We start from the raw sequence: 12,088 nt of genomic DNA on the forward strand, positions 1-12,088 counted from the left end.
GAGGGCCGCGAATACCTGGGCCTGAAGCTGGACGATCCGAGCTTCGCCGCCCCGATCTACGCCAACCTCTTCGACGACGAAGACGGCGAGAGCTGGAGCCTCATCTGGTCCCGCCCCAACACACGCCGCGGCGACTGATCGTGCACAAGCAAAGGCCCCGGTCGAATGACCGGGGCCGAAGAGTCATTCACTAAGCACTTTTGCACCGCGGTGGGTGGTGGAAAGGCGAGCTAGATTCTGCTTGAGAACGTCACGAGTACTCTTGGCGTCAAAGCCCCACATTTCCGCCAAGGCTGCCTCCGCACTGGTGACGTCCCAAGGATAGAGGGGTCGACCACCTTCTTGGGCAAAAGGACCGTCAGTCTCGGTCAATACGCGCTGTTGCGGCATGCGACCAACAAGATTGCGCCCCCGATCAGACCGAAGCATGGCTGGACCAACACTAAACCAGGCTCCGAGATCGACAGCTCGCGCGAGCTCCTTTGGACTTCCGCTAAACCAGTGCAGGACCGCGGCTCCGGAGTTTGGATACGCTTCGAGGCAATCAAGCACCTTACCGGCCGCACCACGGGAATGGATACTGAGGACGCGGCCGCCCCGATCTGAGCAGTGCATGAGGATTTTGCGGAATGTCTGCTCCTGTAGGTCAAGACTGCCTCGATGCGGCGGCGAACCATCAATGCCGACCTCACCGACATAATCCGTTTCTGCCAGAAGCGCCGGGAACAGATCCACCTCTGAGTGTCTCTGCGCGACAAGTTCGGGATGTAGGCCAAGCCCCAGACGAATACGGGGAGCTTCCTTTATCATACGCTTCATAACTGGAAAGGCGCGGGGTGTGGTCGTGACAGACAACACGTACAGGCCGCGATCATTGACTGCCCTGACAACAGCTGCCGGATCCGGATAGAGGTCGATATGGCAGTGTAAGTCTATCAAAGGGCACCTTGAGCAGAAAGGAAGCGTTCAATCTCCCTCAGCCCACGCTCTGCGACGGCACTGAGGTTTGCGCGATCTGTTAAGGCAACTGAGTTCAATGCACCACCCACCCAGCCCTTCAGCCCGGTCGACTTCAGGACCCGCACCGCGACCGCCATTGATCTCACGTCGTCGAAATCGCGGTATCTCGGTCCCGGCTTTCCCAGGTCGTCGAACCGGTACTTCGTCCCATCCCCTCCACCCCACTCCTCGAATGCCGCCCGACGCACAAGGCATGGCACACAACGCCCGCACTGCCGAAAGCCGGACCGGGCAAAGCGTCCGCAACTGGTGGACAAGGTGGCGAGTTGCTTCAGCTTTACTTGGTCGAGGCACTCCTTGAGCATCTCGCCCTTCGTCTTCAATTGGTATGGGTTCGCGATGTCGATCCGCAGGCCTGCAACGTTGAAAAGTTCCTGCAGCATTGATAGAAAATGTGGATGGGTCGTCCGCGTGCTCAGCGATCCGCGTCTGAGCGGAGTCAGAGGTACATTGACGCTAATGTAGCCGTTCTCTGGAATCAGCAATTGAACCCGCTGACCAGCATCGTAGGATTGCAAAGACGTTGCGGCGAGAACTGCAAAACCGAAGAAGCCCATCGATCGGGCCCGTTGCGAGCGCTCCGAAGTGTGCGGCATTCTAGCATTGTGGTTCATCTGCAAGTGCAGGCTTCCCGGCGAAATGGCGCAGGCGAAAGCGCGCTGGTGGGCCTTGTCGCCCTTGGCAACTTGGCTGACAAACAAAGGTTTCCAGCCTGCGCTCACTAGGTTTATTGCTCCGATGAGGCTGTCGAGCCCTCCCGACAGGAGACAGACGACATTTTCTGGCCGCAGCACTGCGTTTTTGTCGGGCGCTGGCTGAAGCCCACCGCCGACAAATGAAAGCGTCCAGATATCGCCAGTAAGGAAGGCAAGCATTCGAGCGATATAGGCTGCCTGCCCGGTCCAGAAATTGCTGTCCGCGACGCAGACTGTGAGCTCGATCTGCCGAGTCCACCCGTCGGCACTACCGACCCTTGGGCATCCTTCGTCTGCAGCGACCACTGCCATTGAGATGGCGGCAAAGTCCCAAGCCCGGGCGCTGGGACGCAACCGCTCACCTCGGACGATATGGGGAATCACACCACCCACCGCACCGTGACCGTTGTCATCGAACTGGCTGAAGAGATCGACGACGAGGTGCTGCCCAGCCGGGACTGGCACACCTGAGGGAATAGCCGCGACTTTCATTTTAGCCACCCTTCGAATACGTCCAGCGTTGCCTTGAGGGCGGCGGCCCCGAGCTCCTTGCCGTTACCCTGCTGGAGGCGCTGTCCGGCATCCTTTAATGCCAGTACAGCACGGCTGAACTCCTGCTTGACGAACGACTGCATGGTTTCGAGGCGTTGGACCGCAGTAGCAGCATCTTTCGCCCGATCGAGTACGGCTTTCCCAACATCAAGCTGGATACGAGCGACCAAATCGTTGGCGAGAAAGCGCTCGAAGAATAGTTCCACCATGTCTTGCGGCAGCGCAGTGAGGTCCGCAGTGGGATTGATCTCAAGGACCTCAGCGAAGGCACGGGCCGCTGAATCCCTCGAACTTTCAGCGTCTTGCGACCCATCCGTCGGCGTGACCGCGTCGATGATGGCGTCAGCAATTTCTTGTTGGCTTTTGCCGGTCAGCGTGGCCGGATCAAGTGGGATGTTTAGCGGGAGTGGCGATCCATCCCGGAGTGCCGAAAGTACATCTGCAAAGCTGCCTGCGGCCGCCGTGGTGCGGCCCATCCGCATGGTTCCTATTGCCGAACCACCCAAACCAGATCTCGTGTAATGACCGAGACCTCGCTTCAAACTGTCCTCGGTGCCGCTCTTGGCGAAGCTTCCTAAATTGGTCCGCGCGCTCCGGAACCTCCCGGGCTGCGCGACCGCCGGATCGCTATCAACCCATGCAGGCACCAATGGCACGCCTGATCCTGGCCCCTTACTCGATGCTGAGGTTCCCACTATGCACGCCCTACTCGTTTTGCAGTCTGGCCAATTGCCTTCTTGACCGTCTCGTCGAGTTCGGGCGAGCGACCCCAACTGGCGAAAACTTCGGACGCCCAGCCCATCGGCGAGAGCACTGGAACTATCGGCGCCGTGATCTGTCCGGCCGGAATGGCCTTCAGGAATCGTGTGACCTTATCAACATGCGGGCCTGGCACCTGCGCGAAAGTCAGTAACTGCCAAAGTGCCTCGGGAGTGCCCCAGTCCTTGATTGCCTTGGCCTTTGCAACAAGGCGGTCACCGATAATGTCCATATCGGCGCTCGAGAGCCCGGCCAGCCCTTCGGCAAGCGGTTTACTTACGGTCGACCTAACCTGGAGTATCCCTTCGAGCAAATCGGCGCCCACAGACGAGAGACGGTCTCCCGCATTAACAATAGGGAGTAATTCACGGCTAACATAGGCGATGCCGCGCAAGTCGATATCGGCCAGCGGCGGGTTGAGCGCCAGCCATTCCTTGACGAACGGGGCAGACCACGGAGCCTCCAGAGTGAGATCGGTCGGGGCCGTTTTTGCTTTGTCTTCCCAACTTGTGAGAAAGCGCGGCTTGCCCTCGACATCATCATTCACGGCATTCAATAGCTGCCGGTACGCGGCTTCGTCGCCGTTTCGCTCGAAAAGCAAGACCTTAGCCAAGGCTTCCTCGTCAATGTCGATGCCCTGCTTGTTCGCTATCGACATCCGAATCGCGATCGTGTTGAGAAATCGCTTGATGAGCCGGGGGTTGCCGGCAATTTTGGTGGCGCTGACCATCATGGGCGCCAACCGGTTCGCAAGTTCGAGTTGTGTGGCGAGCGCTTCCGGAACGACGCCGAGCAAGGAGTGGACGAACTTAGCGTCAACGCGCTTGCCCTTCCAAGTCTCGCCCAATTGCTTCGACACTGCCTCCCGCGCCTTCTCCTTGGCATCGGCAGCGAGTTCGCTGTTTTCGATATAGAGCAGCATCAGGTAGGCGCGGACATCCTGCGTGCCCAATGGTGGTACGCGGATTGGAACCTGGATCAACTTGTCGAAATAGTTTGTAACCAGATCATTGTCGAAGTCGGGAAGCCTCGAAAAATGGTGCCGAACGGCCTCACGGATCATCTTATCGTCGGCTGCAATAACAAAGGCAGTTCGTTCGACCAAGAGGAACAGGCGCATCGCCTCCAATGTTGCAATGGTCGTCTCAGGCAGGCAACGATCGAGATCGTCGATCAACACGACCAGTGTGGCATCCATCGCTGCCAGCGTTGTCTTGAGTTCCTCTCGAAAAGCATGAATCGCCTTCGGAGGCGACTCCCTTTTTACTTCGTCACGGATCATTCCTTTGGCCCCTGCAACGGCCTCGTTGAATGTGCCCTCGGAATTCGTAAGGTCGTCTCGGGAAACATCGCCGTCGGTAAACCCTCTGACAGTATTGACAGCTTCGCCAAGCAGCCCCACCGGAGGCAACCCGATCAGCATTCCCGCTACGGAGGTCGCACTGACTGCGGCAAGCCGGAACCAGTTCACACGCTTGCCGAGAGATTTTGCCTTTTCGGCTACGTGCCCCAGCACCGTCTTTTCGGTCTCAACCGTTTGGATGATCGCCTCAGCAATTGTCTCCATTAGTGCCGCGCGGGTATCATCGAAACCTTGATAAAGCCAAGCGTTAAACTCAACGAAGATCAGTCGCTCCTTTGTTCGCTCTTTGAGCGAGACTCCCAACAGCTTAAGCATGGAAGATTTCCCGACCCCCCAACTCCCCGACAGGCCGATAGACAGGGCACGACCATCAGCTTGGGATATGATCTCAGCGGCAATATCTGCAACGCTCTTAAAATTCAGGAAATCACGATCTGTCTCGTTATCCGACCACATGCGGCCTCCAAGAAAACTATTCAATAATTGCCGCCACTGAGAGCTGCCACGCAAGCAGTCAACAAGAAATGCGGTCGCGACGCTACCCCTGATCCTGCCATGTTGTGAGGAAGACTATTGCACCTCCCGGCGTCTTGCCGGGACCGAGCTCTGGTTCTTCGGACGTGAGCCTGCCGAGGCAGTCTCCCCCCATGCGGGCTACGATCCCTGGCGCGAAGAGGGAGAGGGGTGCCGGAACGGGTCAGGTCCGGCGGGTAAGAGAGAGCGCTGATCGGGCCTGAACCGTTCCTGCTCTCTTGAGGAATTCCCGATGAACGACCTTTCCCCGGCGACCGTGGCGCAAGCGCCGGTCGCCTCGGCTTCCGCCATCCTGGTTGCGGCAGGCCTTTTGCTTACGGCGCTCGAACGCGGGCAGCGCGTTGACAGTGCGACGCTGCGCACGGCCATGGAGACCGCCTTCGGCGCATCCGATGCCTCCGGCGTTTGGGACTGGAAAGTGGGCTATGATGCCTGCGAGGCCGCGACTGTTCTGTTCCTGCGGAAATACGGCCGCGCGATTTTTCTTCAAGCCGATACGCCCACTGCGCAGCTGGCAGCGCTTTCGAAGATTTCCAGCCTCCTGCCCACCCACACGCGACGCTCCGAGGAAAGTCAGGCGTTCCAGCAGTTCTCCACGCCGATCCCGCTTGGGCTCGCTGCGCTGACCGCCGCCGCAATTGGCCCCGACGATTTGGTACTTGAGCCTTCGGCAGGCACTGGCCTTCTGGCGATCCTGGCCGAAATCTTCGGCGGCAATCTGATCCTGAACGAACTGGCTGACACCCGTGCTGACCTCCTTTCTTCCCTCTTTCCGACCCTTTCGATCACCCGTTTCGACGCAGCGCAGATCCATGACCACCTCGATGCTAGTGCCATCCCATCTGTCGTCCTGATGAACCCACCATTTTCCGCGTTGGCGAATGTCACAGGCAAAGTTCAGGACGCCGCCTTCCGGCATATCGCATCTGCTCTCTCGCGCCTCGCTCCCGGTGGACGCTTGGTCACGATCACCGGCGCCGGCTTTGGTCCCGACATGCCTGCCTGGCGCGATGCCTTCGTCCGGTTGCAGGAAGGGGGGCAGGTGGTGTTCTCGGCGGCGATTGACGGTTCGGTCTATGCGCGCCATGGCACGACGTTTCCGACGCGGCTGACCGTGATCGACAAGATCCTTTCCGAGGACTCCGCGCGCTTTCCGGCCTCGCCCGGTATGGCACCCGACGTTGCGACTCTGCTCGGCTGGGTCGCCGACCATTTGCCGCCGCGTCCTGCTGTCGAACTGCCCAAGCCGCCGTCACCCACTTCGCTTGCGCGCTCAGTCCGCGGCTATCTCACTCGGGCCAATGCTGCCCCCGCTATCCGAAAGCCCCATGCATCCCCCGGTGCCATCGAACTCGGCTATGAGACCATCGATGCGGCGCCGCCGGAAGCCGCACGCCTATCGGATGCGATCTACGAAGAATACGGTCTGCAATCGGTCCGGATTCCCGGCGCCGTGCCGCATCCGACCAAACTGGTGCAATCTGCTGCCATGGCCTCGGTCGCGCCGCCACGACCGACCTATCGGCCTATGTTGCCTGCGGACATCTGCCAGCGGCTGTCGGACGCCCAGCTGGAGACGGTGATCTATGCCGGCGAGGCCCATTCCGATCATCTTGCCGGAAGCTGGACCGTGGACGAGACCCTCGACACGGTCGGCGCTGCTGCTGACGGAGTGGCAGGCTCGGTCCGCTTCCGTCGCGGCTTCATGCTGGGTGATGGCACCGGTGCAGGCAAGGGCCGCCAATCCGCTGGGATCATCCTCGACAACTGGCTGCGCGGTCGGCGCAAGGCGGTCTGGATCTCGAAATCGGACAAGCTGATCGAGGACGCACAGCGCGACTGGTCAGCGCTCGGGCAAGAGCGGCTTTTGGTCACGCCGTTGTCGCGCTTCGCCCAAGGCAGGCAGATCACCCTGTCGGAGGGCATCCTCTTCACCACCTATGCGACGCTGCGCTCAGATGATCGAGGCGAAAAGGTCTCTCGCGTCCGTCAGATCGTGGACTGGCTGGGCCGCGACTTTGACGGCGTCATCATCTTCGACGAAAGCCACGCCATGCAAAATGCCGGAGGCGGCAAGGGGGAGCGTGGCGATGTTGAAGCCTCGCAGCAGGGCAGGGCGGGCCTGCGCCTGCAACACGCGTTGCCGGATGCCCGGGTGGTCTACGTCTCTGCTACCGGTGCCACGACGGTCCACAATCTTGCTTATGCACAGCGGCTGGGTCTCTGGGGTGGCGAGGATTTCCCCTTCGCTACCCGTGCTGAATTCGTCGAGGCAATCGAGGCCGGCGGCGTTGCCGCCATGGAGGTGCTGGCCCGCGATCTTCGCGCCCTCGGCCTCTACACCGCAAGGTCGCTTTCCTATGACGGCGTCGAATATGAGCTGATCGAACATCAGCTGACCGAAGAACAGCGCCGCATCTATGATACTTACGCGGGCGCTTTCGCCGTCATCCACAACAACCTCGATGCGGCGATGGAGGCGGCGAACATTACAGGGTCGGATGGAACGCTAAACCGCCAGGCCAAGTCCGCCGCGCGCTCGGCCTTTGAATCCACGAAGCAGCGCTTCTTTGGCCACCTTCTGACCAGCATGAAGACCCCGACTCTGATCCGGTCTGTCGCTGCCGATCTTGCTGCAGGCCATGCCGCCGTCATCCAGATCGTCTCGACCGGCGAGGCGCTGATGGAGCGGCGCTTGGCGGAAATACCGACCGAGGAATGGAATGACCTGACGGTGGATGTCACGCCTAGGGAGTACGTCGGCTCGTATCTTCAGCATTCCTTCCCGGTTCAACTCTATGAACCGTTCACCGATGGTGAAGGCAATCTGTCCTCACGCCCGGTGTTCCGCGATGGTCAGCCGGTCGAATGCCGCGAGGCCGTGCGCCGGCGCGATGAAATGCTGGAGCACCTCGGATCGTTGCCCCCAGTTCCGGGCGCGCTCGATCAAGTGACCCAGCATTTCGGGACGGAGATGGTGGCTGAAGTGACGGGACGGTCGCGCCGCATCATCCGCAAGGGAAAAGGTTCGACGGCACGACTTGCCGTGGAAACCCGCGCGCCATCAGCCAACCTTGCCGAGACCTCTGCCTTCATGGATGACCAGAAGCGCGTCCTGATCTTCTCCGATGCGGGCGGCACCGGGCGCAGCTATCACGCCGAGCTTTCGGCCAAGAACCAGAGGCTCAGGGTCCACTACCTGCTGGAACCGGGCTGGAAGGCCGATGCCGCCATCCAAGGACTTGGGCGCACCAACCGGACCAACCAAGCGCAGCCCCCACTGTTCCGGCCGATCTCGACCGATGTGAAAGCGGAGAAACGTTTCCTCAGCACCATCGCCCGCCGCCTCGACACATTGGGCGCCATCACCCGCGGGCAACGTCAGACAGGAGGGCAGGGGCTGTTCCGGCCCGAGGACAATCTCGAAAGCCTCTATGCGCGAGACGCGCTGCGCCAACTTTACCTTATGATCGTGCGAGGCAAGATCGAAGGCTGTTCGCTGCAGCGCTTCGAGGCGGCAACCGGCCTGAAGCTGATGGATAGCAATGGCATCAAAGATGATCTGCCGCCGATCACAACCTTCCTGAACCGGCTCCTGTCCCTGACCGTCGAGATGCAGGGCATCCTCTTCACGGCCTTCGAACAGCTTCTTGAGGCGCGGATCGACGGGGCGATGGCCTCAGGCACATATGATCTTGGGCTGGAAACCCTGCGCGCCGAGAGCTTCCGTGTCACCGACCGTCAGGTGATCTACACCCACCCGACCACCGGCGCGGAGACCCGACTTCTTTCCATCACGGAACGCCGGCGCAATCGGCCGCGATTGCTGGACGAAGCCCTCGCCGAACTCGACGATCCGCGAGCCGTCCTGATGATCAACAGCCGTTCGGGCAGGGCGTCAGTCCAAGTGCCAACCACCAGCTTGATGCTGGATGATGGCGAGATCGAACGGCGCGTGCGACTGATCCGCCCCACGGAAAGTCAGAACATCGCCGTCCGCATGATGGGCGGCACGCAATGGGTCGAGACAGACCGCCCCACCTTTGTCGCCGCCTGGAATGCCGAAGTGGCAGAGGTGCCGGAGTTCACCGAAGCCACATTGCATGTGGTCTCCGGTCTTCTCCTGCCGGTCTGGAAGCGCCTGCCTCAGGACGAAACCCGCGTCTATCGCCTTCAGACCGATGACGGCGAGCGGATCATTGGACGGAGGGTGTCGCCCGCCTGGGCTGCCACGGCCACCGGGGCCGGGGTGCCGAACCTTTCCGCGGAACAGGCCTATGCTGCGCTGATCGAAGGCAAGACGATCATCGATCTGACAGAGGGCCTGCAACTGCGCCGCTCCCGCGTGATGGGAGTGAACCGGATCGAGTTGACCGGGTTCACCGAGGGGATGCGCGACCGCCTGCGGGCATATGGCCTCTTCAGCGAGATCATCTCTTGGAAACTGCGCTTCTTCGTGCCAGTCGGATCTGATGGCACGGGAGTTCTTGCCAAGCTCTTCAACCTTTGGCCTATCTCCCGCATTTCTGAGCGTGAGGTTGCCTGATGTCCCGCATTGATGCCGCAGATCTGGCGCAGCGCCTTGGCCAACAGGCCGAGGCTGTCTGCCGAACCTATCTCTCCAACGGGCGCAGACAGGGCAACTACTGGCAGGTTGGCGATGTACGCAACTCGGCAGGGCGCTCGATGTTCGTACGCCTTACCGGCCCAACTTCGGGTAAGGGTGCCGCTGGTAAGTGGCAGGATCCATCCGAAGGCAGCCATGGCGATCTTCTCGACGTTATCCGCGAAAGCCTTGGGCTCAGCGATTTCGCCGATGTGCTCGAGGAGGCCCGCCGCTTCCTCAGCCTGCCGCAACTGGAACCGGTGCCGAACACCCCAACACCCAAGATTGCACCCGCACCATCTGGATCGTCGGAAGCTGCACGGCGGCTCCTTAGCATGTCCGGTCCGCTCACAGGCTCGCTGGCGGTAACCTATTTACGGTCACGCGGCATCACCAATCTGCGCGACTCTGGCGCCCTGAAGTTCCATCCGAACTGCTACTATCGGGGGCAGTGCGAACATCAGACCGAGACCTGGCCCGCCATGATCGCTGCTGTCACCGACCTCAGTGGCAAGGCCACAGGCGTTCACCGCACTTGGCTTGCGCGCGATGGCGGCTCAAAGGCACCTGTTGACACACAGCGGAAGGCGATGGGGGATTTGCTCGGCCACGCGGTCAGGTTCGGGGTGGCCAAAGAGGTCATGGCAGCAGGGGAGGGGATTGAGACCGTGCTCTCCCTCCGACAGGCCCTGCCCAAAATGCCGATGGTTGCAGCGCTGTCGGCCGGACATCTCGCAGCCCTCCTCTTTCCGACGAATCTGCGCAGGCTCTATATCGTCCGCGACAACGATCCGGCGGGGGACGGTGCAAGGGACAGCCTGGTCGCCCGGGCCCACGAGGTCGGGATCGAGGCAATCACGCTCTCGCCCATGTTGGGGGATTTCAACGACGACCTCACCGCCTGCGGTCTGGATGCACTTCGGGCGCATATTCGGGTGCAACTCGCGCCGGAGGATGTCAGCCGCTTCCGGACGCAGGATCATGTGAACCGTCGAAGCGGGTGATTCCAGAGGTCCGATCTCGTCACGGGCATACGAGGCTGCAGTTCCATCAGCGGGACCGAGCCTCGGCCTTCTAGAGGGCGAGCGGCCCACAAACGGTCCGGTCAGGCAATGGCGGCGCCCGACTATTTTCCGCTGGCGGCAAAGCCGCCTTTGCATCGCGAGGCAAAATAGCCGGGCTTTGCCATCGAGGCCCTCGCAAGAGGCTCGGGCTGCCAGACCGGACCGCTTGTCGGCTTTTCGTCGCCATGAAGGCCGCGACGGTCGCGGTCCAGACGATGGAGTATCCCATGTACGCCCATGAAGAATTCGAACCCGATCACACCTCCTCGCCGACGGACACCATGATCCAGGATCTGTCGCTCTATGGCTACCGTCCCGCAGCGGGCGAGGCCGATCCCCGGATCACGCCCGAAGACCCGGGCATCCAGACCGCCGTCGCCGAGATCTTCGACGCGCTGGTGTCCACCATGGCCGACACCAGCCTCGATTTCGACCTCGATGAGATCCTGTGGTCGACCGTCAACACCTTTCACCGCGCCGCCGAGCGGATCGAGACCAAGCTCGACGATAACGAGCAAGCGCAGAAACGCCTTCAGCGCGAACAGGACGGCTCCGAGGTGAAATCCGTCCAGCTTGAAACCCTGATCGACATTGGGCAGGGGCTGATCGACCGGCGTGAGAGCATGGAACTCTTCCGCGAAACTGCTGCTGACCTCTTCCTCAAGGCCACCGGCACGCACTGGTCACCGCGTTCGGGCTCACGGACCAGCCATCGCCACCTTACCGCTGCGATGATCGATAGCCGCGACTTCATCGCCGCCAAAAAACGCGCAGAGACCGAGAGCCTGGTGCCCCCAGGACCGAAGGTTGCCTTTTCGGGCGGGGACACCACCGATCACCGGCTGATCTGGGAGCGTCTCGATCAGATCCACGCCAAGCACCCCGACATGGTGCTGTTGCACGGCGGATCGCCCAAGGGCGCCGAGCGCATCGCGGCCACCTGGGCCTCCAACCGTAAAGTGCCGCAGGTCGCCTTCAAGCCGGACTGGACAAAACACGCCAAGGCCGCACCCTTCAAGCGCAACGACGCGATGCTGGAAGTGCTGCCCGTGGGCGTCCTCGTCTTCCCCGGCAATGGCATCCAGGAGAACCTCGCAGACAAGGCTAAGAAGCTCGGCATCCCGGTCCTGAAGTTCGAGAAGGGGGCGTGAGCCCCCTCAGATCTCGTTTTCGGTCTAGAGCGGTCTGCTGGCGCTACCAAATATTGCGTGCTCCTTCTCCAAAGCGGCCACTAATGCATCGCGGGGCGAGACTTGCTGTTCGATACCTGTTCACTCATAGATTGTTTTGGTAACGTTGGGGGCGAACATAACGGGGTGATTTGCGATGAAGCTGAAGGAATACAGGGTCCGTGAGTTCCGCAGCATCTGGGACACTGGTCCAATAAAGGTAGACGATCAGACAACCTGCTTCGTCGGCAAGAAGGAGGCAGGCAAAACCACTGGTCTGACTGCTCTTTATCGCACCAACCCTATTCGCCCCAAGGACGCGGTTT

At 60.9% G+C, this 12,088-nt stretch carries 8 protein-coding genes; 4 read left to right on the forward strand and 4 right to left on the reverse strand.

Going from position 1 to position 12,088, the window contains the following annotated elements:
• A partial coding sequence (locus Q7J44_RS20370) for a DUF736 family protein (protein ID WP_304880498.1) occupies positions 1–138 on the forward strand: 138 nt, incomplete at its 5' end.
• 45 nt (positions 139–183) lie between these two features.
• Here Q7J44_RS20370 and qatD read toward each other — a convergent pair.
• The 4 genes from qatD to Q7J44_RS20390 are packed head-to-tail and all read right to left on the reverse strand — an operon-like array spanning position 184 to position 4,845.
• Positions 184–939 (reverse strand): Qat anti-phage system TatD family nuclease QatD, encoded by a 756-nt coding sequence (gene qatD / locus Q7J44_RS20375; RefSeq protein WP_304882952.1) that lies wholly within the window; start codon positions 937–939, stop codon positions 184–186.
• The gene (qatC, locus tag Q7J44_RS20380) at positions 936–2,207 is read right to left on the reverse strand and encodes a Qat anti-phage system QueC-like protein QatC (protein WP_304882953.1); all 1,272 of its coding nucleotides are present in this window, start codon (positions 2,205–2,207) and stop codon (positions 936–938) included. Before qatC ends, qatD begins: the two co-directional genes overlap by 4 nt.
• Positions 2,204–2,962, reverse strand: coding sequence for a Qat anti-phage system associated protein QatB (gene qatB / locus Q7J44_RS20385; protein ID WP_370693048.1), 759 nt, complete (start codon positions 2,960–2,962; stop codon positions 2,204–2,206). The genes qatC and qatB overlap by 4 nt, the downstream gene beginning before the upstream one ends.
• Entirely contained in the window at positions 2,962–4,845 is a 1,884-nt protein-coding gene (locus Q7J44_RS20390; protein ID WP_304882954.1) for a P-loop NTPase fold protein, read from the reverse strand. The genes qatB and Q7J44_RS20390 overlap by 1 nt, the downstream gene beginning before the upstream one ends.
• 310 nt (positions 4,846–5,155) lie before the next feature.
• On the opposite strand from Q7J44_RS20390, the gene Q7J44_RS20395 reads away from it, so the two are divergent.
• The 3 genes from Q7J44_RS20395 (at position 5,156) to Q7J44_RS20405 (ending at position 11,744) form a co-directional block, all read left to right on the forward strand.
• Complete coding sequence (locus Q7J44_RS20395) at positions 5,156–9,469, forward strand: strawberry notch family protein (protein ID WP_304882955.1); 4,314 nt, start codon at positions 5,156–5,158, stop codon at positions 9,467–9,469.
• Positions 9,469–10,533, forward strand: a complete 1,065-nt coding sequence (locus tag Q7J44_RS20400) for a toprim domain-containing protein (RefSeq protein WP_304882956.1) — start codon at positions 9,469–9,471, stop codon at positions 10,531–10,533. The genes Q7J44_RS20395 and Q7J44_RS20400 overlap by 1 nt, the downstream gene beginning before the upstream one ends.
• Positions 10,534–10,820: 287 nt before the next feature.
• Positions 10,821–11,744, forward strand: a complete 924-nt coding sequence (locus Q7J44_RS20405) for a DUF2493 domain-containing protein (RefSeq protein ID WP_304882957.1) — start codon at positions 10,821–10,823, stop codon at positions 11,742–11,744.
• Positions 11,745–12,088 lie beyond the last annotated feature (344 nt).

It is taken from the genome of Pseudotabrizicola sp. (assembly GCF_030656345.1).
GTDB lineage: Bacteria > Pseudomonadota > Alphaproteobacteria > Rhodobacterales > Rhodobacteraceae > Pseudotabrizicola.

What these genes read in the sequence shown, in the direction of transcription:
- Q7J44_RS20390 (WP_304882954.1), bottom strand. Translation starts at nt 4,845, where the DNA reads ATGTGGTCGGATAACGAGACAGATCGTGATTTCCTGAATTTTAAGAGC.
- Q7J44_RS20395 (WP_304882955.1), top strand. Translation starts at nt 5,156, where the DNA reads ATGAACGACCTTTCCCCGGCGACCGTGGCGCAAGCGCCGGTCGCCTCG.
- qatC (WP_304882953.1), bottom strand. Translation starts at nt 2,207, where the DNA reads ATGAAAGTCGCGGCTATTCCCTCAGGTGTGCCAGTCCCGGCTGGGCAG.
- Q7J44_RS20400 (WP_304882956.1), top strand. Translation starts at nt 9,469, where the DNA reads ATGTCCCGCATTGATGCCGCAGATCTGGCGCAGCGCCTTGGCCAACAG.
- Q7J44_RS20405 (WP_304882957.1), top strand. Translation starts at nt 10,821, where the DNA reads ATGTACGCCCATGAAGAATTCGAACCCGATCACACCTCCTCGCCGACG.